This is a genomic window from Rhodoferax sp. EU05-FHT12H12 (genome assembly GCF_058791215.1).
The window spans coordinates 394,387-417,633 of sequence record NZ_JBYTDI010000004.1 but is presented as its reverse complement, the minus strand read 5'-3'; the positions used below and the strand labels follow the sequence as shown (position 1 = coordinate 417,633).

At 61.7% G+C, this 23,247-nt stretch carries 21 protein-coding genes; 3 read left to right on the top strand and 18 right to left on the bottom strand.

Features of this window, described 5'->3' with window-relative positions; genetic code table 11:
* The first annotated feature begins 9 nt into the window (after nucleotides 1–9).
* Together AC3WS7_RS14220 and arsA are read left to right on the top strand one after the other, a co-directional pair.
* A complete protein-coding gene (locus AC3WS7_RS14220) occupies nucleotides 10–1,362 on the top strand; it encodes an ATP-grasp domain-containing protein (protein WP_492656802.1) in 1,353 nt (450 codons plus the stop codon).
* Nucleotides 1,341–3,104 carry an arsenical pump-driving ATPase gene (gene arsA, locus AC3WS7_RS14215; protein WP_492656801.1) on the top strand — a complete coding sequence of 588 codons (1,764 nt, stop codon included), beginning with the start codon at nucleotides 1,341–1,343 and terminating at the stop codon, nucleotides 3,102–3,104. The genes AC3WS7_RS14220 and arsA overlap by 22 nt, the downstream gene beginning before the upstream one ends.
* Before the next feature lie 65 nt (nucleotides 3,105–3,169).
* Here arsA and AC3WS7_RS14210 read toward each other — a convergent pair whose 3' ends face one another.
* From AC3WS7_RS14210 to AC3WS7_RS14190, 5 genes are all read right to left on the bottom strand, one after another.
* Entirely contained in the window at nucleotides 3,170–3,670 is a 501-nt protein-coding gene (locus AC3WS7_RS14210) for a GNAT family N-acetyltransferase (RefSeq protein ID WP_492656800.1), read from the bottom strand.
* Nucleotides 3,671–3,675: 5 nt separating this feature from the next.
* Nucleotides 3,676–5,007, bottom strand: coding sequence for a phosphoglucosamine mutase (glmM, locus tag AC3WS7_RS14205; RefSeq protein ID WP_492656799.1), 1,332 nt, complete (start codon nucleotides 5,005–5,007; stop codon nucleotides 3,676–3,678).
* Nucleotides 5,008–5,046: 39 nt separating this feature from the next.
* Nucleotides 5,047–5,919, bottom strand: a complete 873-nt coding sequence (gene folP, locus AC3WS7_RS14200; protein ID WP_296465532.1) for a dihydropteroate synthase — start codon at nucleotides 5,917–5,919, stop codon at nucleotides 5,047–5,049.
* A 99-nt stretch (nucleotides 5,920–6,018) separates the two neighbouring features.
* The gene (gene ftsH, locus AC3WS7_RS14195; protein ID WP_492656798.1) at nucleotides 6,019–7,932 is read right to left on the bottom strand and encodes an ATP-dependent zinc metalloprotease FtsH; all 1,914 of its coding nucleotides are present in this window, start codon (nucleotides 7,930–7,932) and stop codon (nucleotides 6,019–6,021) included.
* 133 nt (nucleotides 7,933–8,065) lie between these two features.
* Nucleotides 8,066–8,752, bottom strand: a complete 687-nt coding sequence (locus tag AC3WS7_RS14190) for an RlmE family RNA methyltransferase (protein ID WP_296465526.1) — start codon at nucleotides 8,750–8,752, stop codon at nucleotides 8,066–8,068.
* 18 nt (nucleotides 8,753–8,770) lie between these two features.
* Between AC3WS7_RS14190 and AC3WS7_RS14185 the strand changes: the two genes are divergently transcribed.
* Nucleotides 8,771–9,244 carry a YhbY family RNA-binding protein gene (locus tag AC3WS7_RS14185; protein WP_296465521.1) on the top strand — a complete coding sequence of 158 codons (474 nt, stop codon included), beginning with the start codon at nucleotides 8,771–8,773 and terminating at the stop codon, nucleotides 9,242–9,244.
* A 48-nt stretch (nucleotides 9,245–9,292) separates the two neighbouring features.
* Here the strand turns inward: AC3WS7_RS14185 and AC3WS7_RS14180 are convergent, their stop codons facing one another.
* The 13 genes from AC3WS7_RS14180 to bamA form a co-directional block, all read right to left on the bottom strand.
* A complete protein-coding gene (locus AC3WS7_RS14180; RefSeq protein WP_296465519.1) occupies nucleotides 9,293–9,730 on the bottom strand; it encodes a DUF4149 domain-containing protein in 438 nt (145 codons plus the stop codon).
* Nucleotides 9,730–10,206: a transcription elongation factor GreA gene (greA, locus tag AC3WS7_RS14175; protein WP_296465516.1), complete on the bottom strand. Its 477-nt coding sequence runs from the start codon at nucleotides 10,204–10,206 to the stop codon at nucleotides 9,730–9,732. Before greA ends, AC3WS7_RS14180 begins: the two co-directional genes overlap by 1 nt.
* A 110-nt stretch (nucleotides 10,207–10,316) precedes the next feature.
* Nucleotides 10,317–13,571 carry a carbamoyl-phosphate synthase large subunit gene (gene carB, locus AC3WS7_RS14170; RefSeq protein WP_492656797.1) on the bottom strand — a complete coding sequence of 1,085 codons (3,255 nt, stop codon included), beginning with the start codon at nucleotides 13,569–13,571 and terminating at the stop codon, nucleotides 10,317–10,319.
* Nucleotides 13,572–13,609: 38 nt separating this feature from the next.
* On the bottom strand, nucleotides 13,610–14,278 hold the full coding sequence (gene leuE, locus AC3WS7_RS14165; RefSeq protein WP_296469981.1) for a leucine efflux protein LeuE: 669 nt from the start codon (nucleotides 14,276–14,278) through the stop codon (nucleotides 13,610–13,612).
* Nucleotides 14,279–14,283: 5 nt separating this feature from the next.
* Nucleotides 14,284–15,453: a glutamine-hydrolyzing carbamoyl-phosphate synthase small subunit gene (gene carA, locus AC3WS7_RS14160; protein WP_492656796.1), complete on the bottom strand. Its 1,170-nt coding sequence runs from the start codon at nucleotides 15,451–15,453 to the stop codon at nucleotides 14,284–14,286.
* Between the two features lie 152 nt (nucleotides 15,454–15,605).
* Entirely contained in the window at nucleotides 15,606–16,376 is a 771-nt protein-coding gene (locus tag AC3WS7_RS14155; protein WP_492656795.1) for a TrmH family RNA methyltransferase, read from the bottom strand.
* Nucleotides 16,373–17,008: a ribonuclease HII gene (gene rnhB, locus AC3WS7_RS14150; protein WP_296469987.1), complete on the bottom strand. Its 636-nt coding sequence runs from the start codon at nucleotides 17,006–17,008 to the stop codon at nucleotides 16,373–16,375. Before rnhB ends, AC3WS7_RS14155 begins: the two co-directional genes overlap by 4 nt.
* On the bottom strand, nucleotides 16,980–18,155 hold the full coding sequence (gene lpxB, locus AC3WS7_RS14145) for a lipid-A-disaccharide synthase (RefSeq protein ID WP_492656794.1): 1,176 nt from the start codon (nucleotides 18,153–18,155) through the stop codon (nucleotides 16,980–16,982). The genes rnhB and lpxB overlap by 29 nt, the downstream gene beginning before the upstream one ends.
* Nucleotides 18,156–18,178: 23 nt before the next feature.
* On the bottom strand, nucleotides 18,179–18,973 hold the full coding sequence (gene lpxA / locus AC3WS7_RS14140) for an acyl-ACP--UDP-N-acetylglucosamine O-acyltransferase (RefSeq protein WP_296469994.1): 795 nt from the start codon (nucleotides 18,971–18,973) through the stop codon (nucleotides 18,179–18,181).
* Nucleotides 18,974–18,983: 10 nt separating this feature from the next.
* On the bottom strand, nucleotides 18,984–19,424 hold the full coding sequence (gene fabZ, locus AC3WS7_RS14135) for a 3-hydroxyacyl-ACP dehydratase FabZ (protein WP_492656793.1): 441 nt from the start codon (nucleotides 19,422–19,424) through the stop codon (nucleotides 18,984–18,986).
* On the bottom strand, nucleotides 19,421–20,410 hold the full coding sequence (gene lpxD, locus AC3WS7_RS14130) for a UDP-3-O-(3-hydroxymyristoyl)glucosamine N-acyltransferase (RefSeq protein WP_296469999.1): 990 nt from the start codon (nucleotides 20,408–20,410) through the stop codon (nucleotides 19,421–19,423). Before lpxD ends, fabZ begins: the two co-directional genes overlap by 4 nt.
* A 30-nt stretch (nucleotides 20,411–20,440) precedes the next feature.
* On the bottom strand, nucleotides 20,441–20,950 hold the full coding sequence (locus tag AC3WS7_RS14125) for an OmpH/Skp family outer membrane protein (RefSeq protein WP_492656792.1): 510 nt from the start codon (nucleotides 20,948–20,950) through the stop codon (nucleotides 20,441–20,443).
* Nucleotides 20,950–23,247, bottom strand: a complete 2,298-nt coding sequence (bamA, locus tag AC3WS7_RS14120) for an outer membrane protein assembly factor BamA (protein ID WP_492656791.1) — start codon at nucleotides 23,245–23,247, stop codon at nucleotides 20,950–20,952. The genes AC3WS7_RS14125 and bamA overlap by 1 nt, the downstream gene beginning before the upstream one ends.

Below are 23,247 nucleotides of genomic sequence, written 5' to 3'. Positions count from 1 at the left end.
GGAGCCCCCATGTTACGCACAGAACCCACCACCACCCTGGCCGATGCACTGAACCACGGCTGCCACTGCCAGACGCTGGACCCCGCCCAGTTGCTGCATGAACTGGGGCGCGACGTGGGACTGCGCGATGTCGCCAGCACCCTGGCGGTGACCCACCCGCACCTGTTTTCCAACACGGCCGTGTTTGCCTCGCAGGCCACGGTGCAGGCCGTGCAGACGGCGGTGGCGGCGATAGAGCGCACCTTGTCACGGCCCGCCTGGGCGCAGCAGGTGCTGCCCGGTGCCAGTGCGATGGCCCAGGCAGACCATGGCCCGCTGGGCGTATTCATGGGGTATGACTTCCACATCACGCCGCAAGGCCCGCAGCTCATCGAGATCAATACCAACGCGGGCGGCGCCATGCTCAACGCGGTGTTGCTGCGCGCGCAAGCGGTGTGCTGCGGGTTGATGAATCCGGCGCTTAATGCCTACCGCAACATGGCCACGCTGGAAGACGAGTTTGTGGCCATGTTCCAGGCCGAGTGGGACTTGTTCAACCGCGCACGGGGGCAGGCGCTACGCCCCCTGCGCAGCATTGCCATCGTGGACGAAGCGCCGCAGAGCCAATACCTCGCACCCGAGTTCGCCCTGTTTGCCGAACTGTTCCTGCGCCATGGCATCCAGGCCGTCGTAACAGACCCGCGCGGCCTGCAACTGCGCGACGGCGTGCTCTGCAGCGACGCACTGGCACTGGACCTCGTCTACAACCGCCTGACCGACTTTGACCTCTCCGACCCGGCCCATGCGGCTCTGGCACAGGCTTACAGGGAAGATGTCGTGGCGGTGACGCCGCACCCGCGCGCACATGCCTTGCGCGCCAACAAACAACACCTGGTGACGCTGGGCCAGGCGGCAGCGCTGCAGGCCTTGGGCGTCCCGCCAGCGGACCAGCAAACCTTGCTCGCCACGGTGCCTGCTTGCGAACGGGTGAATGCAAACAATGCGGCGACGCTCTGGGAGCAACGCAAACAGCTGTTCTTCAAGCCACTGGACGGTTTTGGCGCCCGCGCGGTGTACCGCGGCGACAAACTTACCAAGAAGGTCTGGGAGCAGATCCAGCAAGGCGACTACATCGCCCAGGCCCTGATCCCGCCACCCCTGCGTGCCATGCAAGTGGGTGACGCAGCCACCGAATTGAAGTTCGACCTGCGCGCCTACACCTACGCCGGGCGTGTGCAATTGCTGGCGGCCCGCACCTACAGCGGGCAGACCACCAATTTCCGCACCGAAGGCGGGGGCTTCGCCCCGGTCATGTGGGTGCCCGACGGGCCCACGCCCACCAACCTGTTGAAACACCTGCCATGCCACACCCCCAGCTGTTAGACCACCCCACGCGCCACCTTTTCTTCACTGGCAAGGGCGGTGTGGGCAAAACCTCGCTCTCCACCGCCTGCGCGATTGCACTGGCCGACACGGGCAAACGTGTGTTGCTGGTCAGCACCGACTCGGCCAGCAACCTGGATGAGATGCTGGGCATCACCCTGGCCAACACCCCCGTGCCAGTGCCCGGAGTGCCCGGCCTGTCGGTCCTGAATATCGACCCCGACAACGCTGCCCAAAGCTACCGCGCCCGCGTGCTGGCGCAAATGGACCCGGCCAGCACCGAGGCGGACCGCAGCCAGGTGCTGGAGCAGCTATCGGGCGCCTGCACCACCGAGATTGCCGCGTTCGACGAGTTCGCCAACCTGCTCAGTGGTGATGCCGCCGGTTTTGACCATGTGGTGTTTGACACCGCCCCCACCGGCCACACCTTGCGCCTCTTGAGCCTGCCCAAGGCGTGGACGGGGTTTCTGGCGGACAACGACCGCGGGGCCTCCTGCCTGGGGCCGCACTCGGGTTTGAAGATGCAAGAAGCCCGCTTTGCCCAGGCCCTGCAGACCCTCAGCGATGCCACCCAAACCACGGTGGTGTTGGTGACCCGGCCCGACACGGGTGCGATGGCCGAGGCGGCCCGCACCTCGCTGGAGCTGCAAGACCTGGGGCTGAACAACCAGCGGCTGGCGATCAACGGCGTGTTCCACGCCAGCGTGCAGGACGATGCCGTAGCCGCGGCGTTTGAAGCCCTGGGCACCCAGGCACTTGCGGCCATGCCGGCCCACTTGCAAGTGTTGCCGCAAGACCAGATTCCGCTGCGCGCCTTTGACACGGTGGGCTTGCCCGCGCTGCGTGCGCTGCTGCAGACAGCCGACAGCACCTCACCCGCAACGCCCTCCACACATCCCCCGCTGGCAGACGCAAGCCGCACACTGGCCGCGCTGACCGACGCACTCGCCGCACCGGGCCGCGGGCTCATCATGGTCATGGGTAAAGGCGGCGTGGGCAAAACCACGGTGGCCGCCGCCATCGCCGCCGGGCTGGTGCAGCGCGGCCATTCGGTGCACCTGAGCACCACCGACCCGGCCGACCACTTGCAAGTGACCGTGGACGGCAACCTGCCCGGCCTCAAGGTGGACCGCATCGACCCCAAGGCCGAGACCGAAAAATACATCGCCAAAGTGATGGCCGCCAAATCGCCGGGCCTGGACGCCGATGGCATTGCGCTGCTGCAAGAAGACCTGCAATCGCCTTGCACCGAAGAGGTGGCGGTATTCCATGCGTTTTCACGCATCGTCTCGGAGGCGCGCAGCGCCTTTGTGGTGCTGGACACCGCGCCCACCGGCCACAGCCTGCTGCTGATGGACGCCACCGGCGCCTACCACCGCCAGATGCTGCGCGAGTATGGCGACGCCAACCCCGGCCGACTGATCACCCCGCTGATGCGCCTGCAAGACCCACAGCACACGCGCATCGTGCTGGTCACGCTGCCCGAGGTCACACCCGTGTCGCAAGCCAGTGCGCTGCAGGACGACCTGCGCCGCGCGAAGATCGAGCCTTTTGCCTGGGTCATCAACAAAAGCATGGCCGCTGCCGGCACCCACGACCCGCTGCTGGCAGCACGGTTGGCAGGTGAGCAGAAACAGATGGACCGGATCGCCGCCGGCCTGTCCGACAACACCTACCTGCTGCCGTGGCTGGCCGAACGGCCGGTTGGCATTGCGGCGTTGCGCAAACTCACTTCGCTATAAAAACAGGAGCTGCTTGCGCAGTATCCATGAGGGCTAGAGGCCAAAAATCCTCTAAAAACAGCCCTTCAGGCCAGCCACTTCTGCATAAACCCGGCCTGCCCCATGGCCGGGTCCAGCTCGTAATAGGCAAAGCCCACGCGCTGGTACAGCTTGACCGCACCGCCGTTGCCCGACAGCACTTCGAGTGTGAGTTTGCAGGCGCCGCGCTCGATGGCAATCTGCTCCACCAGCGCCAGCATCTTCTCGCCAATGCGCTGGCCGCGGTAGCCACTCAGCACTGCCACGTCGTGCACATTCACCAATGGCTTGCAGGCGAAGGTGGAGAAACCCTCGATGCAGTTGATCAGGCCCACGGGCGTGGCATCGTCCTCCGACGCAAACGCCAGCACGCTGAAAGCCTGCGGGCGCGCAGCCAGCGAAGGCACCAGGTTGGCCTTGGCAAAGTCATTCAGGCCTTCGCCGCCTCCCATGGGGTCGCTGGCATAGGCATCGAGCAGCATGACCAAAGCAGCGGCATGCACGGGGTTGGCGTAGTCGGCACGGACTACACGGATCACATGTGTCATCGGGTTCACACTTTCAGGGTATCGGCTATGCGCTGGGCGCAGCTTTGGGCTTGTTCGGCGTCACGCGCCTCCACCATCACGCGCACCAGCGGCTCGGTGCCACTGGCGCGGATCAACACACGGCCGCTGTCGCCCAGCGCGGCTTCGGCCGCCTTGGTTGCTTCAGCCATGCGGGTGTTGTTCTTCCAGTCTTGGCCCGGCGTCAGGCGCACATTGATCAGGGTTTGCGGGAACAGCGTCACACCGCCCAGCAGCTGCGCCATGGTCTTGCCACTGCGCACGCAGGCCTGCAGCACCTGCAGGGCCGACACCAGGCCGTCACCCGTGGTGTGTTTGTCCAGCGCCAGCAGGTGGCCCGAGCCTTCGCCGCCCAGGATCCACTTGTGTTTCTCCAGCTCTTCGAGCACATACCGATCGCCCACCTTGGCGCGCACAAACTGCACGCCGCGGGCTTTGAGCGCAACCTCCACGGCCATGTTGGTCATGAGGGTGCCCACCACACCGGGCACATGCTCGTCGCGGCCCAGGCGGTCGTCGGCCATCAGGTACAACAACTCATCACCGTTGTAGAGGCGGCCATCCGCGTCCACCAACTGCAGGCGGTCGGCATCGCCGTCCAGGGCAACCCCAAAGTCGGCTTTGTGTTCTTTCACGGCCGCGACCAAGGCCTCGGGGTGGGTCGCGCCCACGCCCTTGTTGATGTTCAGGCCATCGGGCGAACAACCAATGGCGATGACCTCGGCGCCCAGTTCGTGGAACACCTTGGGGGCGATGTGGTAGGCCGCACCGTGGGCCGCGTCCACCACAATCTTCAGGCCCTTCAGCGTCAGGTCATTGGCAAACGTACTCTTGCAAAACTCGATGTAGCGCCCCGCCGCATCGTCCAGTCGGCGGCTCTTGCCCAGGCTGGCGGAGTCCACCCACACGGGCGGCTTATGCAGCTCGGCCTCCACGGCCAGCTCCCAAGCGTCGGGCAGCTTGCTACCTTTGGCGCTGAAGAACTTGATGCCGTTGTCCGCAAACGGGTTGTGGCTGGCGCTGATGACCACGCCCAGCGACGCACGTTGCGCGCGGGTGAGGTAGGCCACACCCGGTGTGGGCAGTGGGCCCAGCAGCACGACGTCCACACCGGCGGAGTTGAAGCCGCTCTCCAGCGCACTTTCCAGCATGTAGCCGGAGATACGCGTGTCCTTGCCGATCAGCACCGTGGGGCGCGCCTCGGTTTCCTTGAGCACATGGCCCACGGCGTGTGCCAGGCGCAGCACAAAGTCGGGGGTGATGGGGGCTTGCCCCACGGTACCGCGAATGCCATCGGTGCCGAAATACTGTCGTCCCATGTTTTGAGTTCCTGTTGTGTTGTTGTTTGTGTTGTGGGCTCAGACCTGTGCTTGCATCGCAGCCAGCACCTTGAGGGCACTGACCGTGTCGCGCACATCGTGCACGCGCACCACGTGGGCCCCGTTCTGCACCGCCAGCACCGCCGCGGTGATGCTGGGCGCGCGGCGCTGGTCCACATCCATGCTGGCAGCATTGCTCAGAGAAGTTTGGGTGACTGCGGCCAGCGACGATTTACGCGACCAACCCGCCAGCACCGGGTAACCCGCGGGAACGGCCTGGGCCTGGCGCGCCAGCAGCGCAAAGTTCTGCGCCACCGTCTTGCCAAATCCTATGCCGGGGTCCAGGCAAATCCGGTTCGAATCGACTCCCAGCGCCCGTAAATGCTGCGCAAGCAGCTCTAAAAACGATAGCACCTGGGGTACCACATCGCCCTCCATGGGCGCCACCTGCATGGTCTGAGGGTCGCGGTGCATATGCATGAGGCAAACGCCACAGTTCGGGTGGGCCGCCACCACAGACGCGCCGGTGGGGCCGCCCTGCCCGTCCGTCCAGCGCAGGGCCCAGATGTCGTTGACGATGTCGGCCCCCAGGTCCAGCGCGGCCTGCATCACTGCGGGCTTGTAGGTGTCGACCGAGACCGGCACACCCAAGGTCACCGCATGGCGAATGACGGGCAGCACGCGGGCCAATTCTTCATCCTGGGGAACCGGTGGGGCCCCAGGCCGGGTGGATTCGCCCCCAATGTCCAACAGATGGGCACCGTCCTTGAGCAGACGCTCGCAATGGAGCAAGGCTGCATGGTGCGAGGCGTGCTGGCCACCGTCTGAAAACGAATCGGGCGTGACATTGACGATGCCCATCACCTGGGGGGTGGACAGGTCAATGGCGAAGCGTGAGGTTTGCCAATGCATAACTTGAATTATCGGGGCAGGCGAACCGGCAACGGGGAAGGCGGAACCCTGAAAAGCCACAGGGCCCGAAGGCCCTGTGGAGTTCAGCGCAGCCCGATGTCAGGCGGCAGTGGGTGCGGGGTCTGCCGCTACAGCCGGTGCACCACCGCTACCGCCACCACCGTTGTTCGGGGTTCGAGGGGTCCAGTCTTTGGGAGGACGGGGTTCGCGGCCGGCCATGATGTCTTCCAGCTGCTCGGCATCAATGGTTTCCCAGTCCAGCAGGGCTTTGGCCATGGCGTGCATCTTGTCGCTGTTTTCTTCGATCAGCTTGCGTGCCAGAGCGTACTGCTGGTCAATGATGCGGCGCACTTCCGAATCCACTTTTTGCATGGTCTGTTCGCTCATGCTGGTGGTCTTGGTCACACTGCGGCCCAGAAACACTTCGCCTTCGTTCTCGGCATAGACCATAGGGCCCAGAGCATCGGTCATGCCGTAGCGGGTCACCATGTCGCGGGCGATGGAGGTGGCGCGCTCAAAGTCATTGGAAGCACCCGTGGTCATTTGGTTCATGAACACTTCTTCTGCAATGCGGCCACCAAACAGCATGCTGATCTGGTTCAGCATGAATTCGCTGTCGTAGCTGTAGCGATCTTGTGCGGGCAGGCTCATGGTCACACCCAGGGCGCGGCCGCGGGGAATGATGGTGACCTTGTGCACCGGATCGCACTTGGGCAGCAGCTTGCCGATCAGGGCGTGGCCGGACTCGTGGTAGGCCGTGTTCTTGCGCTCTTCCTCGGGCATGACCATGCTCTTGCGCTCGGGGCCCATGAGGATCTTGTCCTTGGCCTTCTCGAAGTCCTGCATTTCGACCAGGCGCGCATTGCGGCGCGCGGCCATCAGGGCAGCTTCGTTGCACAGGTTGGCGAGGTCGGCGCCGCTCATGCCGGGCGTGCCGCGGGCAATGGTCATGGCGCTCACGTCCTGGCCCAAAGGCACTTTGCGCATGTGCACGTTCAGAATCTGTTCGCGGCCACGGATATCGGGCAGCGTGACATAGACCTGGCGATCGAACCGGCCGGGACGCAGCAAGGCGGCGTCCAGGATGTCAGGGCGGTTGGTGGCAGCCACCACGATCACACCCACGTTGGTTTCGAAACCGTCCATCTCCACCAGCATCTGGTTCAGGGTCTGTTCGCGCTCGTCGTTACCACCGCCCAGGCCAGCACCACGCTGGCGACCGACGGCGTCAATTTCGTCGATGAAGATGATGCAGGGAGCATTCTTCTTGGCGTTCTCGAACATGTCGCGCACCCGGGATGCGCCCACACCGACAAACATTTCGACGAAGTCAGAACCCGAGATGCTGAAGAACGGCACCTTGGCTTCGCCCGCAATCGATTTGGCCAGCAGCGTCTTGCCGGTACCGGGAGGGCCGACCAGCAGCAGGCCGCGGGGAATACGACCGCCGAGTTTCTGGAACTTGCTGGGGTCTTTGAGGAAGTCGACAACTTCCTTCACTTCTTCTTTGGCTTCGTCGCAACCGGCCACATCGGCAAAAGTCACGGTGTTGGTGTTTTCATCCAGCAGGCGGGCCTTGCTCTTGCCGAAGCTGAACGCCCCGCCCTTGCCGCCGCCTTGCATCTGGCGCATGAAGTACACCCATACGCCAATCAACAGCAGCATGGGGCCCCAGCTGACCAACAGGGTCATCAACAGGGAGCCTTCTTCGCGTGGCTTGGTGTCAAATTTGACGTTGTTGTTGCGCAGGTCGCCGACCAGGCCACGGTCCAGGTAGGTCGCATTGGTCTTGATGCGTCGGTCGTCGGTCGTAATCGCCGTAATCTCGCCTCCGCCAGCGCCGTCGGGAATCATCGCGCTCTTGATACTGCCATTGTTGACCATGTCCAAGAACTCGGAATAGCTGACGGTGCCCGATGCTGCAGCACGCGTGTCGAATTGCTTGAACACGGTGAACAGCACCAAGGCCACCACCAACCACACTGCAATTTTTGAAAACCACTGATTATTCAAGCGAAGCTCCAATACTGGCGCAAGTAAACGAACCTTGCGTACTTGGGACCCATTTTAGGCGTTTCAAGCCATGAAAGCTGTTATTTCGGGCCGGACGGCCTCAGAAACAGCATGGGAATTGCGTGGCAGATTCTCAGACGGACTTGAGGCCCAAACCGACCAGAAAGGTTTCGGACGAACGGTCGCGCGAGGCCTTGGGTTTGAGTGGTTTGACCGTGACGAAAGCCGCCTTGAAACGCTGCACCACATCGTTGTAGCTGCCACCGTGGAATACCTTGGCCACCAGCGCCCCTTGCGGCTTCATGTGGTTTTGGGCGAATTCAATCGCCAGCTCCACCAAATATTCAATACGTGCCGCATCTGCCGACGCGATACCCGACAGATTGGGCGCCATGTCGGACACCACCAGATCGGCTTGCTTGCCACCCAGTGCAGTCTCCAGCAACGCCAGCGTGTCGGCCTCGCGGAAATCCCCCTGGATGAAGGTCACGCCTTCGATCGGCTCCATGGGCAACAAATCCAGCCCGATGATGGTGCCGTTCATTTCCCCCACAGCCGCTCCGTTGGGTGACATGCGGCGGCGCAGGTACTGGCTCCAGGCGCCTGGCGTGCAGCCCAAGTCCACCACCAGCTGGCCGGGCTTCACCAGATGCAGGGTTTCATCAATTTCCTTGAGCTTGTAGGCCGCGCGGGCCCGGTAGCCCTCTTTGTTGGCCAGCTTCACATAAGGGTCATTGATGTGGTCATGCAACCAGGCTTTGTTGACCTTTTTGTTGCCGGCTTTGTTATCCGGCTTGCTACTTTTGCTCTGCGTATTCATTGCGTCGATAATACCCACATGCCTCAAATACAACTAACTCCCGCTCAGCGCAAGGATCACCGCGCTGAAGCCCACCACCTGGACCCCGTGGTCATGGTGGGCGGCGATGGCCTGACGGCCAACGTCAAAAAAGAAATCGATGCGGCGCTCAACGCCCATGGCCTGATCAAAGTGCGTGTTTTCTCGGATGACCGCGCCGCCCGCGAAGAGATGTTCAAGACCCTGGCGGACGAACTCAATGCAGCGCCTATTCAGCACATCGGCAAGCTGCTGGTGCTCTGGCGCCCCCAGCCCGAGAAAGAAAAAGTCGTTGACGAGGACCGCAAGCCGGGCCCGCGCGATTTCAAGGTGCTGAAATTTGGCCGCCCCGGCCAGCGCCCCGAAGTCAAAACCCTGCGCGTGCTGGGTAACCAGCGCCTGACGCCTGGTGGCAACGTGAAACGTGCCAAACCGAAGCCAAAAACCAGTCTGAAAAAACGCAGCCAGACCTGAAGTCTGGCGCAATACCACTGACAACCGGAGCCTGGTGCTCCGGTTTTTTTATGCCGACTCGGAACTACCTTGCGGCGCTGTACCTGCTGCCACCAGTTTGCCAAACACGACCAGCGCGCAGATCCACTGGCCGAAGTACATGGCACTGCCCACGCGGTGCCAGAGCGCCAGGTTGTCGCGTGCGACGATGCGTGGTGCCACCGCCAGCTCTACCAGCAGCGCCAGCAACACGCCAGCCACTACAAAAAGTGTAGCTTCTCGCGCAGTATCCACGGGGGTTAGAGGCCGATTTGATCTAAAAGCCATGAGCAGCAACGCACCGCACACCACCGACACCCAGGTCTGCGCAGCAAACAGCTTGGCGGCCATCTGCCCCGCCAGGGCGGGGGTAGGCAGGTGCACAAACAACATGGGCACCACCATAAATCCCAGCACGCTCAGGCTCATGGCCCAAGCCGCTGCCAACCACACGGGGAGTTGGCGCATCAGATGTAGTGAACGGCCACGACCTCGTAGGCGCGCTCGCCACCGGGGGCCTGCACCACCGCAGTGTCACCCTCTACCTTGCCAATCAGGGCACGGGCAATCGGGCTGCTGATGTTGATCAGACCCTGCTTCAGGTCGGCCTCGTCCTCACCCACGATTTGGTACTTCACACGCTGACCGCTGTCTTCATCTTCCAATTCAACCGTGGCGCCAAACACCACGCGGCCGTCGGCCTGGATCGTCGTCGGATCGATGACCTGGGCCGCAGACAACTTGCCCTCCACCTCCTGAATACGGCCTTCGATAAAGCCCTGGCGCTCCTTCGCGGCGTCGTAGTCGGCGTTCTCGCTCAGGTCGCCCTGGGCACGCGCCTCGGCGATGGCCTGGATGACAGAGGGACGCTCCACGGTCTTGAGTTTGTGCAGCTCGGCCTTGAGCATCTCAGCGCCGCGTTTGGTAATGGGATAGGTTGCCATGGTGTCTCTAACTAGGTATTTTGGGGGCCTCAAAGTACAAGGACAGTGCGGCGCTTGCGCGCGGCACTGTCCTATGCAGTTGGCAAGATTATGCCAACTTATCTGTCGATTCAGGCCTGAAGTTCGGCGTGCATTTCCTGCACCGAGATGACACCCAGGCTGTCCAGGTACTTCATGCCTTGCACCGCGGCCTCCGCACCGGCAATCGTGGTGTACGTCGTCACGCGGGCCAGCAGGGCCGAGGTGCGGATCTGGCGCGAATCGGCGATCGCGTTGCGGCGCTCCTCCACGGTGTTGACCACCATGGAGATTTCCTCGTTCTTGATCATGTCCACGATGTGCGGGCGCCCTTCGGCCACCTTGTTCACCACACCACAGGCCACACCAGCCGCGGTGATGGCCGCTGCCGTACCCTTGGTCGCCACGATCTCAAAACCCATGGCGGCCAGGCTGCGCGCCACTTCCACGGCACGCGGCTTGTCGGTCTGCTTGACCGAGATAAAGGCTTTGCCGCCGCGTGGCAGCTTGGCACCGGCGCCCAATTGCGACTTCACAAAGGCTTCGCCGAAGGTCTTGCCCACGCCCATCACCTCGCCCGTGGACTTCATCTCGGGGCCGAGGATGGTGTCCACACCGGGGAACTTGACGAAGGGGAACACGGCTTCTTTCACGCTGAAATACGGCGGAGTCACTTCCTTGCTGATACCCTGGCTGGCCAGCGTCTGACCGGCCATGCAGCGCGCGGCCACCTTGGCCAATTGGATGCCGGTAGCCTTGGAGACAAAGGGCACCGTGCGGCTGGCGCGGGGGTTTACTTCCAGCACGTAGATCACGTCCTTGCCATCCACGTTCTGGATGGCAAATTGCACGTTCATCAGGCCCACCACGTTCAGGGCACCGGCCATGGCCTTGGTCTGGCGTTTGATCTCAGCCACGGTGTCGGCGCCCAAACTGTAGGGTGGCAAGGAGCAGGCAGAGTCGCCACTGTGGACGCCCGCTTGTTCGATGTGTTCCATCACACCACCGATGAAGGTGTCGCCGGTTGCATCGCGAATGCAGTCCACATCACATTCAATGGCGTCGTTCAGGAAGCGGTCCAGCAGCACGGGGCTGTCGTTGCTCACCTTCACGGCTTCGCGCATATAACGCTCCAGGTCGCGCTGTTCATGCACGATTTCCATGGCGCGGCCGCCCAGCACGTAGCTGGGACGCACCACCAGGGGGTAGCCCAGCGCAGCAGCCTTTTCCAGGGCCTCGGGCTCGGTACGTGCGGTGGCGTTGGGTGGCTGGCGCAACTTCAGCTCGTGCAGCAGCTTCTGGAAGCGCTCACGGTCTTCGGCAGCGTCGATCATGTCGGGCGTGGTGCCGATGATGGGCACGCCATTGGCTTCCAGATCCAACGCCAGCTTCAAAGGCGTCTGGCCGCCGTATTGCACGATCACGCCAACCGGCTTTTCCTTGTCGACGATTTCCAGCACGTCTTCCAGCGTCAGCGGCTCGAAGTACAGGCGGTCGGAGGTGTCGTAGTCAGTGGACACGGTTTCGGGGTTGCAGTTGACCATGATGGTCTCGTACCCGTCTTCGCGCATGGCCAATGCGGCGTGCACGCAGCAGTAATCAAACTCGATACCCTGGCCGATGCGGTTGGGACCACCACCCAGCACCATGATTTTCTTTTTGTCCGTCGGCGCGGCTTCGCACTCGGAGCCTTCGGCCTCGTAGGTCGAATACATGTAGGCGGTGTTGGTGGCAAATTCGGCCGCACAGGTGTCCACACGTTTGTAAACAGGGCGCACACCCAGGGCGCGGCGCTTCTCGCGCACAGCCTTGTCGGTGGTTTTGAACTGGCGCGCCAGACGGCGGTCCGAGAAGCCTTTTTGCTTCAAACCACGCAGCGTGGCTGCGTCAATCTTGTCCAGCGCAGAGCCACTGGCAGGCTGGGGCAAGCGCTCAATTTCGAGTTCCAGTTTCACGATCTGCTCAATCTGCACCAGGAACCAGGGGTCGATCTTGGTCAGTGCAAACACTTCGTCCACGCTCATGCCCTGGGCGAAGGCGTCGCCCACGTACCAGATGCGCTCGGGGCCGGGTTCGCCCAGCTCTTTTTCCAGCACTTCGCGGTCCTGGGTCTTCTCGTTCATGCCGTCCACGCCCACTTCCAGGCCACGCAGGGCTTTCTGGAAGGACTCCTGGAAGGTGCGGCCCATGGCCATGACCTCGCCCACCGATTTCATCTGGGTGGTCAGGCGGCTGTCGGCAGCCGGGAATTTCTCAAATGCGAAACGCGGGATCTTGGTCACCACGTAGTCGATGCTGGGCTCGAAGGACGCAGGCGTCGCACCGCCGGTGATGTCGTTGCGCAGCTCGTCCAACGTGAAGCCGACCGCCAGCTTGGCTGCGACCTTGGCGATGGGGAAGCCGGTAGCCTTGGAAGCCAGCGCGGAAGAACGCGACACGCGCGGGTTCATCTCGATGACGACCATGCGGCCATCGACCGGGTTGATAGAGAACTGCACGTTCGATCCACCCGTGTCCACTCCGATTTCGCGCAGCACAGCCAGGGATGCATTGCGCAGGATCTGGTATTCCTTGTCCGTCAACGTTTGCGCTGGGGCCACGGTGATGGAGTCACCGGTGTGCACACCCATGGGGTCCAGATTTTCAATCGAACAAACGATGATGCAGTTGTCCGCCTTGTCGCGCACCACTTCCATCTCGTACTCTTTCCAGCCCAAGAGCGACTCTTCGATGAGCAGCTCGTTGGTCGGCGAGGCTTCCAGGCCGCGCTTGCAGATGGTCTCAAATTCTTCGGAGTTGTAGGCAATGCCGCCGCCGGTACCACCCAGGGTGAAGCTGGGGCGAATAACCGTGGGGAAACCCAGTGTCTTTTGCACCGCCCAGGCTTCGTCCATGCTGTGGGCGATGCCGGAGCGCGCGGAACCGAGACCAATCTTGGTCATCGCATCCTTGAACTTCAGGCGGTCCTCAGCCTTGTCGATGGCCTCAGGGGTGGCGCCAATCAGCTCCACCTTGTACTTGTCCAGCACGCCGTGGTGCCACAGGTCCAGCGCGCAGTTCAGCGCAGTCTGGCCGCCCATGGTGGGCAGGATGGCGTCGGGTTTTTCCTTGGCAATGATCTTCTCCACCGTTTGCCAGGTGATGGGCTCGATGTAGGTGACGTCGGCCGTGGCCGGGTCGGTCATGATCGTGGCGGGGTTGCTGTTGATCAGGATGACCTTGTAGCCCTCTTCACGCAATGCCTTGCACGCTTGCACGCCGGAGTAGTCGAACTCACAGGCCTGGCCGATGATGATGGGGCCGGCGCCGATGATGAGAATGCTTTGGATGTCAGTACGTTTTGGCATGGTGAGACTCGTAGCTTTTGGGGCTCTTTACGTTTTAATTAATTCAGGCTTGCGGTGGCCAGCTTGGCGCCAAACCACACAAACAGGCCGCCCACCGCACTGGACAGGCTGGCGCTCAGGCGCTTGCGGCGGCCAAAACCCTGGGCCAGGCGGGCGCCCGCAAAAATCAGGGCAGACAAATACAACGCGCTGAACACCATGATGATGGCGCTCAGGATCAGGAAAGGCACGGCGGGCGTGGCGTAGCTCGGGTCGATGAACTGCACGAAGAAGGACAGCAGAAACAAAATCGCCTTCGGGTTCAGCAGGCTGATGACCAGGGCACGCTTGAAGGGCTGCTGCAGGTTGGCGGTGGCTTGCGCCACGGCGGCGTCTGCGGACACCTCCGCCGGATCGACACTGCGCCACTTCTTCACCGCGGCAATGAACAGGTTCACACCCACCCAGGTCAGGTAGGCCGCCCCCGCATACTTCACCACCATGAACAGGGCCGGGTAGGTACGCAACAGGCTGGCCGCGCCCAACGCAGTGAGCAACAGCAAAATCGTGTCGCCCACAAACACACCCATGGCGCCCTGGTAACCGGCCTTGACGCCGCGCACGGTGGCCACCGACAGAACAAACAAGGAGTTGGGGCCGGGCAGCAAGATGATGCCCAAAGCGCCTATCACGTAGGTCCAGAGGTCGGTGACACCGTAGAAGCTCATACAGCTCAGCCTGCTTTCTTTTCCATCTCAGCGATGAAGCGATCGAACAGATAGCCGATGTCGTGCGGACCGGGCGATGCTTCAGGGTGGCCCTGGAAGCAGAAGGCCGGCTTGTCAGTGCGCTCCAGCCCTTGCAGCGTGTTGTCAAACAGGCTGATGTGCGTGGGGCGCAGGTTGGCGGGCAGCGATTTTTCGTCCACCGCAAAACCGTGGTTCTGGCTGGTGATCGAGACACGGCCGCTGTCCAGGTCTTTGACCGGATGGTTGGCACCGTGGTGGCCGAACTTCATCTTGAAGGTCTTGGCACCACTGGCCAGCGCCATGATCTGGTGGCCCAGGCAAATGCCAAAGGTAGGTGTGCCGGTTTCGATCAGCTCTTTGGCCGCAGCAATCGCGTAATCGCAAGGCTCCGGGTCGCCGGGGCCGTTGGACAGGAAGATGCCATTCGGGTTGAGCTTGAGCACTTCGGCAGCGGAGGTTTGCGCGGGCACCACGGTGACCTTGCAGCCACGCTCGGCCAGCATGCGCAGGATGTTCTTCTTGACGCCGAAGTCATAGGCCACGACATGGAACTTGGGAGCAGTTTGCTGGCCGTAGCCCTTGCCCAGGGTCCACTCGGACTCGGTCCAGCCGTAGCTCTCGGTGCTGGAGACCACCTTGGCCAGATCCAGGCCAGCCATGCTGGGCGCACCCTTGGCAGCGGCTACCGCTTTCTCGATCGCCTCCTTGGTGACCGCCTCACCGGCCGCGAGAGCCAGGATGCAGCCGTTTTGTGCGCCCTGGGTGCGCAGCTGGCGCGTCAGCTGCCGGGTGTCGATATTGGCAATCGCCACGGTGCCCTCGGCAACCAGGTATTCGGTCAGCGTTTGGGTTTTGCGGAAGTTGCTGGCCACCAGCGGCAGGTCTTTGATGATCAAGCCGGCAGCGAAGACCTTGTGGGACTCCACGTCTTCGGGGTTGACACCGTAGTTGCCGATGTGGGGGTAAGTCAGGGTGACGATCTGCTGGCAATAACTGGGATCGGTGAGGATCTCCTGGTAGCCGGTCATGGAGGTGTTGAACACGACTTCACCGACGGTGGAGCCTGCGGCTCCAATGGAATTGCCAATGTAGACCGTGCCGTCTGCGAGCGCCAGGATGGCGGGTGGGGTGGATCCCTTGAGAGACAAAAGCACTGGTTTCTCCGGATGGGTTACGGGTACGCCCAAACGCGCTCAAGAATGGCTCTTGGCGGGTGCTGCTGTGAGGGGATGTTCAGAGGTGCGCTTGGGACGGCTGTTTTCTGGATAGCCTCTCATTATAGCCGAGGGGCTGACCCCATTCAGTTTCAGGTAAGCGTCAAACTGCTCGCATGCAGGCAAATCGCCGCGGCCGCAGCCACGTTGAGCGACTCCTCGCCCCCCGGCTGGCCAATGCGCGCAAAGATGCTGGCACGCGCCATGAGTTCGGCGGACACCCCCTGCCCCTCGTGGCCCATGGCCCAGGCACAGGGATGGGGCAAAGCCAGCTTCTGCACCAAATCTCCCTGGTGGGAACTGGTCACCACCAGCGGCACCGACAAACCATCCAGGTCGGACAACTCCAGTCCTTCCACCAGGGACAGTCCGAAATGTGCCCCCATGCCGGCACGCAATACCTTGGGACTCCACAGCGCGGCCGTACCCTTGAGCGCCAGCACCTGGCGGAAACCAAACGCCCCCGCACTACGCAAGATGGAACCCACGTTGCCGGCATCCTGCACACGGTCCAGGATCACGGTGGCAGCGTTGGGCTGCACCGCGGTGTCCAGCGGCAAGTCCAGCACAAAGCCCACCTTGGCGGGCGACTCCAAACCGCTCAATTCGCGGAACAAGGCGTCAGGAATTACTATGGTTTTGATAGCTGCTCGCGCATATTCCACGGGGGCTAGAGGCCAAAATGACTCTGAAACCACGAGCGCAGCAGGCTGCAGGCCACGGTGCAGGGCCGCGCTGCACAGGTGGTCGCCCTCGATCCAGAAGCGCCCCGCCTTGCGGTAGGCCGTGTTGTCGGTGCTGAGTTTGCGCAACTCCTTGAGCAGCGCGTTCTCACGGGAGGTGACGAAGACAGGTTCGCTCATGGAAAGGCCTGCAGCACTTGGGTGACGGGCGCAAAGGTTTTGCGGTGCTCCGGGCAGGCGCCATGCGCCTTGAGGGCCGCCAAGTGTTCGGCCGTGCCGTAGCCCTTGTGGCCGGCAAAGCCGTACTGTGGGTACTGCTGGTCCAGCGTGGCGCACCAGCGGTCACGCGTGACCTTGGCGAGGATGGATGCAGCGGAGATGGCGGGCACGGTGGCGTCGCCGCGCACAATGGCTTCGGCCAGCACGTCCAGCACCGGCAGGCGGTTGCCATCCACCAGCACCTTGGCGGGCTTGAGACGCAGACCCTCTACCGCGCGACGCATGGCCAAAAGAGTCGCCTGCAGAATGTTGATCTCGTCGATTTCTTCCACACTGGCCTGTGCAATCGAGCAGCACAGGGCCTTGGCGCGGATTTCATCGAACAGCTTTTCGCGTTTGAGCGCGGTGAGCTTCTTGGAATCGTTGAGGCCAGCGATCGGATTCAGGTCGTCCAGAATCACCGCGGCAGCCACCACCGGGCCGGCCAACGGGCCGCGGCCGGCCTCGTCCACGCCGGCAATCAGTCCGGGCAGGTCCCAGGCAAAGGCGACCTGCTGGGCAGGCTCAGGCTTGGAGGACTTTTTCGATGGCATTGGCGGCAAGGGTGGCGGTGTCGCGCTGCAGCGTGGCATGCAGCGTGGTGAAAGTGGTGTGCAGGGCCGCTATTTTCGCAGGATCGGAGTCACGCGCATCCAGCCAGGCCAACACTTCGTGCGCCAGCGCCTCAGGGGTGGCCGCGTCTTGCAGCAACTCTGGAACCACAAAGCGCTGGCACAGAATATTGGGCAGGCCCACCCAGGGTTGCAGGCGCTTGCGCCGCATGATCTGCCAAGACAGCCACGCCATGTGGTAACCAATAACCATGGGCCGCTTGAACAGTGCGGCCTCCAGCGTGGCGGTGCCACTGGCAATCAGCGTGACGTCACAGGCGGCCAGCGCGGTGTGGGACTGACCGCCCAGCAACTGCATACGCCCGTGCATGCCGCTGTGTTGCGCAAGTTTTTCAATCTCCGGCAGCAGGCCAGGCACGCAAGGCACTATAAATTTAGTAGCTGGTCGCGCAGAATGGATGCGGGCTGCAGCTCGAAAGAAGCGTAAAGCCAGGTGGCGAATCTCCGACTGGCGACTGCCGGGCAGGATGGCTACCACCGCATCGCCATCGGTGAGGCCCAAGGCGCGGCGGGCCGCAGCCCTGTCCGGCTCCATGGGAATGACATTGGCCAACGGATGGCCCACATAGGTGGCAGCAATGCCATGGGCTGCGAGCAGTGCGGGCTCGAAAGGAAAGATGCACAGCACGTGGTCGGAGCTGTGGCGGATTTTCTCCACCCGCTCTGGACGCCAGGCCCAGATGGAGGGACAAACGAAATGCACGGTCTTGACGCCCCGCCCCTTGAGCCGCGCCTCCAGATCGAGGTTGAAGTCGGGGGCGTCTACGCCAATAAACACGTCAGGCTTGTGGGCCAGCAGGCGGTCGCCCAGTTGCCGGCGTATGCCCACGATCTCGCGGTAGCGCGTGAGCAACTCCCAGCCAAAACCGTGCACCGCCAGCTTGTGGTGCGGCCACCACGCCTGAAAACCCTGCTTGGCCATCTGCGGGCCGCCTATGCCCTGCGCCGTTGCAGCGGGCCAGCGCTGGCGCACGCCGCCCAGCAGCAGGCCAGCCAGCAGATCGCCCGAGGCCTCCCCCGCCACCATGGCCACCGTGGGGGCGCCAGCGGGGGCGTGAGACGGATTCATAACGATTCGACGATGTGAGAGGCTTAGCGAACGATGCCGCGCTGGGCAGAGACGGCTCCCAAAAAGCCGTTCATCATGGCCACATCGGGTCCAGTCTCTGGATGTGTTGCTTCCAACTCGGCAATGCGCTGCTTGGCCTGCTCCAGCGTCAGGTCGTCGCGGTACAGGGCCTTGTGCATGGCCTTGACGCCGGAAATACGCTCGGGCGAAAAGCCACGGCGGCGCAGGCCTTCAAAGTTCATGGAACGGGCTGCGGCCGGCTGCCCCTGGCACATCACAAACGGCGGCAGGTCGGCAAACAACAGCGAGCACATGGCCGTCATGCTGTGGGCACCCAGGCGCACAAACTGGTGCACCACGGTAAAGCCACCCAGAATCACCCAATCCCCCACATGCACGTGGCCAGCCAGCTGCGAGTTGTTAGCGAAAATCACGTGGTTGCCGACCAGGCAGTCGTGCGCCAAATGCACATAGGCCATGATCCAGTTGTCATTGCCCAGCACGGTCTTGCCAACGTCGCCGGGCGAGCCGATGTTGAAGGTGCAAAACTCGCGGATGGTGTTGCGGTCGCCAATGATCAGTTCGCAGGGTTCACCGGCGTACTTCTTGTCCTGCGGAATCGCGCCCAGGGAGTTGAACTGGAAGATCCGGTTGTCTTGGCCAATGGTGGTGTGGCCTTCAATCACACAATGTGGGCCCACGGAAGTGCCGGCACCAATGCGCACATGTGGGCCGATGACCGTATAAGGCCCCACCGTCACCGAGCTATCGAGCTCGGCCTTGGGATCGATGAGGGCAGTGGCGTGGATAGCGGACACGCGCAACCTCTTACGCAATCGCGCGCATGGCGCAGGTCAGCTCGGCTTCACAGGCCAGCTCATCACCCACTGTCGCGCTGGCCTTGAACTTGAAGATGCCGGCTTTCATACGCAACATTTCCACATTCAGGATCAACTGGTCACCCGGCTCCACGGGGCGCTTGAAGCGCGCGCCGTCAATACCGGCGAAGTAGTAAACCATCTGATCGTTGGGCGAGGTGTCCAACGCGTCAAAGGCCAGGAGGGCTGCGGCCTGGGCCAGCGCCTCCAGCATCAGCACCCCCGGCATCACGGGACGGTGCGGAAAGTGACCTTCAAAAAACGGCTCGTTGATGGTGACGTTCTTCAAGGCCTTGATGGTCTTGCCCTTGTCCAGCTCCAGTACCCGGTCTACCAGCAGAAAGGGGTAACGGTGGGGCAGTTGCTTCAGGATTTTATGGATGTCCATCATTTGGGTAACTCTTTTTCCAGGGTTTTGATACGGTCGCGCAGGCCGTGCAACTGCTTCAGCGTTGCAGCATTGCGCTCCCACGAGGCGTTCTCGTCAATCGGGAACATGCCGGTGTAATGACCGGGCTTCAAAATCGATTTGCTAACCACCGTGGCGGCCGAAATATGCACATGGGCACCCAGCGTCAGGTGGCCCAGAACAATGGCACCACCGCCAATCGTGCAGTTGGGCCCAATGGTGGCAGAACCCGCCACGCCCACGCAACCGGCCATCGCCGTGTTGCGACCCACACGCACGTTGTGGCCAATCTGGATCAGGTTGTCCAACTTCACACCGTCCTCAATGACCGTGTCATGCAGGGCGCCGCGGTCGATACAGGTATTGGCACCGATCTCCACATCATCGCCAATCTGCACCGCACCAAGCTGTTCAATCTTTTCCCAGCGTTCGCCATCCGGGGCAAAACCAAAACCATCTGCACCAATGACAACGCCTGCGTGCAAGAGGCAGCGCGCACCCACAACACAGTCTTCGCCTATGGTCACACGCGATTTGAGCACCGTGTGGGCGCCAATGCGTGCCCCCGCTTCCACCACACACAGGGGGCCAATGCGGGCGGTGGCATCGACCACAGCGGCCGCATCCACCACCGCACTGGGGTGCACCAAGGGCGCTGCCATGCCGGACACTGCACGTTGCGCGCGATCCCGCTGCTGCTTCCACAACTGGGTGACTTTGGCGAAATACAAATATGGCTGTGCGGTGACGATGCAAGCCCCCCGCGCCAACGCGACCTCACGCATGGCAGGCGCCACAATGACACAGGCGGCCTGGGAGGCCGCCAACTGTTGTTGGTATTTGGGGTTGCTTAAAAAGCTGAGGTCTTGGGAGCTGGCGGTTTCCAACGGAGCCAGCCCCGTGATAACGCATGCTGCATCCCCATGCAGCTCACCGCCCAACACCTGCACAATGGAAGCGAGGTCCATGCCTTCTCCCCGCATGCGGCGATCCAAGGCTTACTTGGCGCCGGAATTGAGAATCTTGAGAACCTTCTCGGTGATGTCATGGCGTGCATTGCTGTACACCACTTCCTGAATCACCAGGTCGTACTTCTCGGCCTCGGCCACTTGCTTGACGGCCTTGTTGGCCTTGTCCAGCACCTGCTGCAACTCTTCGTTGCGGCGGCCGTTCAGGTCTTCCTGAAACTCGCGCTGTTTGCGCTGGAAGTCGCGATTTTGCTCAGCGAATTCTTTCTGGCGGGTCACGCGCTGGGTTTCTGTCAGTGTGGGGGCATCACGCTCAAAGCGGTCACTCATGGTCTTGAGAGCCTGCTGCTGGTCTGCCAACTCTTTCTGACGTTTGGAGAACTCCTGCTCCAGCTTGGTCTGGGCCGCTTTTGCCGGGCCGGACTCGCTGGTGATGCGCTGGGTGTTGATGTAGCCAATCTTGGAATCCTGGGCATGTGCCCCCACGGCGGCGAATGCCAGAACCAGTGCTGCTGCCCACATTGCTTTAACGTGTTTCATTAGAAAGTTGTTCCGATCTGGAATTGAAGACTTTGGATTTTATCGCCTTCAAATTTGGTAATAGGACGGGCGAATGCCAAGCGCAGAGGGCCGACTGGAGAAATCCAGCTGATACCAACGCCAAAGGAAGAACGCATGTCGCCCAGCTGGATGGATTCGTCAGCACCGTAAATGCCGCCCGCATCGACAAAACCGTAGACACGCAGGGTGCGGTCGTTACCGCCACCAGGCAAAGGCGCCAGCAATTCGCCGTTGAAGGTGATGCGCTTGGTTCCACCTGTGGCGGTCAAAGATCCAGCCCGCTGTGCGGCGGTGGTCAGGCTGCCTTGCTCGAAACCACGCACAGAGCCCAAACCGCCGGCGTAGTAGTTCTTGAACACAGGGTAGGTAGTGCTCCCGGTCGCGGCCCCCATCGCAATCTCCGAGTTAAAAGCAGCGGTGACTTTGCGAGAAATGGGGAAAAACTGCTGGTACTGGGCCGTACCGCGTGCATACCGCAAATCGCCACCCACGCTCCATTCCGCACTGGTGCGCATTATCTTGCCGGTACTGGGCACCAAAGCACTGTCACGCGTATCGCGTGACCAACCCAGCGTCAGGGGAAGCGCCGTGCTGCTGTAGCCGAATTCGTTGGCGTAATCCTGGTACACGGTAGGCAACAGCGAACCCGGGATGATGCGGGTGCGGTCGACGCCCACGCCGAGATATACGGTATCCGAATCGGTAAATGGAATCCCAAAACGCACGGCAGCACCCGTGGTTTCAATGGCGTAGGTATCGACGTCATCGTAAGGACGGGAGGTGCGCTGGTACAGGTCGATGGAACGCGACACACCATCCTCCGTGAAGTACGGGTTGGTCGTGCTGAACACCACGGTCCGGTTGGTTTTGCTGGTATTAACTTCCACACCAAGCGAGTTGCCAGAGCCGAATGCATTTTCCTGCTTGAAGCCGAAAGACAAGCCCAAACCGTCTGCGCTGGAAATGCCAGCCCCCAAGCTGATGCTGCCGGTGGGTTTTTCGGCAACGTTCACGGTCAGGTCCACCTGATCCGGAGCTCCGGACACTTCCTGGGTTTCGATACCCACTTCGGTAAAGTAGCCCAAACGGTCCACCCGATTGCGGGATTGGCGAATTTTTTCACCGTCGTACCAAGCAGCCTCCAATTGCCGAAACTCGCGACGAATCACTTCATCGCGCGTGCGGTCATTACCTGCCACATTGATGCGACGCACATATACCCGGCGAGACGGTTCGGCAACCAAGGTGATGGCGACTCGGTTGGTCGCGCGGTCGATGTCTGTGCGTGCTTCGGTGCGCGCGAAGGCATAGCCGAAATTGGCGAAATAATCGGTGAACGCCTTGGTTGTTTGCGTTACTTCGGTGGCGTTGTAGGCCTCCCCTGCCTTGATGGCGATCAGGGATTGAAACTCTTCATCTTTGGCCAGGTAGTTGCCCGCCAGCTTGATACTGGACACCACAAAACGCTCACCTTCTGTCACGTTGACGGTGATGTCGATATCCTGTTTGTTCGGAGAAATGGCGACCTGGGTGGAGTCCACTTTGAACTCCAGGTACCCACGCGACAGGTAGTAAGAGCGCAAGGACTCAATATCGGCGTTGAGCTTGGTGCGCGAGTAACGGTTGGACTTGGTGTACCAGCTCAACCAGTTTCCAGTGTCGGAGTCGAACAAGTCCCGCAATGTGCTTTGCGAAAAAGCCTTGGCACCCACGATTTTGATGTCGTTGATTTTGGCTGTGTCACCTTCAACGACGGCAAAGCTCAGATTGACACGGTTACGCTCAATGGGGGTCACCGTCGTGACGACCTCGGTGGCGTACATGCTCTTGTTGATGTACTGGCGCTTGAGCTCCTGCTCGGCGCGGTCCACCAAAGCCTTGTCAAAGGGACGTCCTTCCGTCAGTCCCGTCTCTCGCAAGGCTTTCTTGAGCACATCCTTGTCAAACTCACGGGTACCCGTGAAGTCCACATCGGCCACCGTAGGGCGCTCCTCCACAATCACCACCAGCACGCCATTGTTCGCCTCGATCCGGACATCTTTGAACAAGCCCAGGCCAAACAAAGCGCGGATGGATGCGGCGGCCTTGTCATCGGTGTAGGTGTCCCCCACACGAACCGGCAAGGAAGCAAAAATGGTTCCTGCTTCAACCCGCTGCAAACCCTCCACCCGGATGTCACGTACGGAAAATGGCTCCAATGCCATGGCTGCCTGCGCCACCAGTCCAAGCGCCAAGGAACATGCGACAGCACGCAAAGAAGATCGTTTGAAATACAT

Excerpts from the sequence above, each read along its gene's own strand:
- carB (WP_492656797.1), bottom strand. The coding sequence starts at position 13,571 with ATGCCAAAACGTACTGACATCCAAAGCATTCTCATCATCGGCGCCGGC.
- AC3WS7_RS14220 (WP_492656802.1), top strand. The coding sequence starts at position 10 with ATGTTACGCACAGAACCCACCACCACCCTGGCCGATGCACTGAACCAC.
- arsA (WP_492656801.1), top strand. The coding sequence starts at position 1,341 with ATGCCACACCCCCAGCTGTTAGACCACCCCACGCGCCACCTTTTCTTC.
- rnhB (WP_296469987.1), bottom strand. The coding sequence starts at position 17,008 with ATGCCATCGAAAAAGTCCTCCAAGCCTGAGCCTGCCCAGCAGGTCGCC.
- lpxB (WP_492656794.1), bottom strand. The coding sequence starts at position 18,155 with ATGAATCCGTCTCACGCCCCCGCTGGCGCCCCCACGGTGGCCATGGTG.
- AC3WS7_RS14190 (WP_296465526.1), bottom strand. The coding sequence starts at position 8,752 with ATGAATACGCAGAGCAAAAGTAGCAAGCCGGATAACAAAGCCGGCAAC.
- leuE (WP_296469981.1), bottom strand. The coding sequence starts at position 14,278 with ATGAGCTTCTACGGTGTCACCGACCTCTGGACCTACGTGATAGGCGCT.
- glmM (WP_492656799.1), bottom strand. The coding sequence starts at position 5,007 with ATGGGACGACAGTATTTCGGCACCGATGGCATTCGCGGTACCGTGGGG.
- AC3WS7_RS14125 (WP_492656792.1), bottom strand. The coding sequence starts at position 20,950 with ATGAAACACGTTAAAGCAATGTGGGCAGCAGCACTGGTTCTGGCATTC.
- fabZ (WP_492656793.1), bottom strand. The coding sequence starts at position 19,424 with ATGATGGACATCCATAAAATCCTGAAGCAACTGCCCCACCGTTACCCC.
- AC3WS7_RS14180 (WP_296465519.1), bottom strand. The coding sequence starts at position 9,730 with ATGCGCCAACTCCCCGTGTGGTTGGCAGCGGCTTGGGCCATGAGCCTG.
- AC3WS7_RS14155 (WP_492656795.1), bottom strand. The coding sequence starts at position 16,376 with ATGAGCGAACCTGTCTTCGTCACCTCCCGTGAGAACGCGCTGCTCAAG.
- AC3WS7_RS14185 (WP_296465521.1), top strand. The coding sequence starts at position 8,771 with ATGCCTCAAATACAACTAACTCCCGCTCAGCGCAAGGATCACCGCGCT.
- lpxD (WP_296469999.1), bottom strand. The coding sequence starts at position 20,410 with ATGGACCTCGCTTCCATTGTGCAGGTGTTGGGCGGTGAGCTGCATGGG.
- bamA (WP_492656791.1), bottom strand. The coding sequence starts at position 23,247 with ATGTATTTCAAACGATCTTCTTTGCGTGCTGTCGCATGTTCCTTGGCG.
- greA (WP_296465516.1), bottom strand. The coding sequence starts at position 10,206 with ATGGCAACCTATCCCATTACCAAACGCGGCGCTGAGATGCTCAAGGCC.
- folP (WP_296465532.1), bottom strand. The coding sequence starts at position 5,919 with ATGCATTGGCAAACCTCACGCTTCGCCATTGACCTGTCCACCCCCCAG.
- AC3WS7_RS14210 (WP_492656800.1), bottom strand. The coding sequence starts at position 3,670 with ATGACACATGTGATCCGTGTAGTCCGTGCCGACTACGCCAACCCCGTG.